The 365-nt window shown below is 40.5% G+C and carries 1 pseudogene; it reads right to left on the reverse strand.

Annotated elements, in window-relative coordinates:
• Nucleotides 1–365, reverse strand: a pseudogene (locus tag UC75_RS21245) (septum site-determining protein MinD); the annotation flags it as partial.

Below are 365 nucleotides of genomic sequence, written 5' to 3' on the forward strand. Positions count from 1 at the left end.
CTAACCAGCCTTTAGGTTGAGCTGTGATGTGTCTATAAGGACGGTCTTCACCAAGAAAGCGAGCAACCAAATCATCATAACCCTGACCAGCTTTAGTTTCTGAATACAGAATTACTGGCTTACCTTCGTTTGATGCTTGTAATACACTTGGACATTCTGGAATAACACCTAATGTCGGTACGCGTAAAATATCTTTAGAAATATCATCAATGGTCAGCATTTCCTGACGGTCTGCGCGTTCAGGGTTGAAGCGTGTAATACATAAATGTTTACGTATACGTCCTTCGTTTTGTTCAACCTTTTTGGTTTTGCTATCTAACATACCAATAATACGGTCAGAGTCTCGTACTGAAGAGATTTCAGGG

Origin of the sequence: Acinetobacter sp. V2 (genome assembly GCF_001188385.1) — a bacterium.
Taxonomy (GTDB): domain Bacteria; phylum Pseudomonadota; class Gammaproteobacteria; order Pseudomonadales; family Moraxellaceae; genus Acinetobacter; species Acinetobacter oleivorans.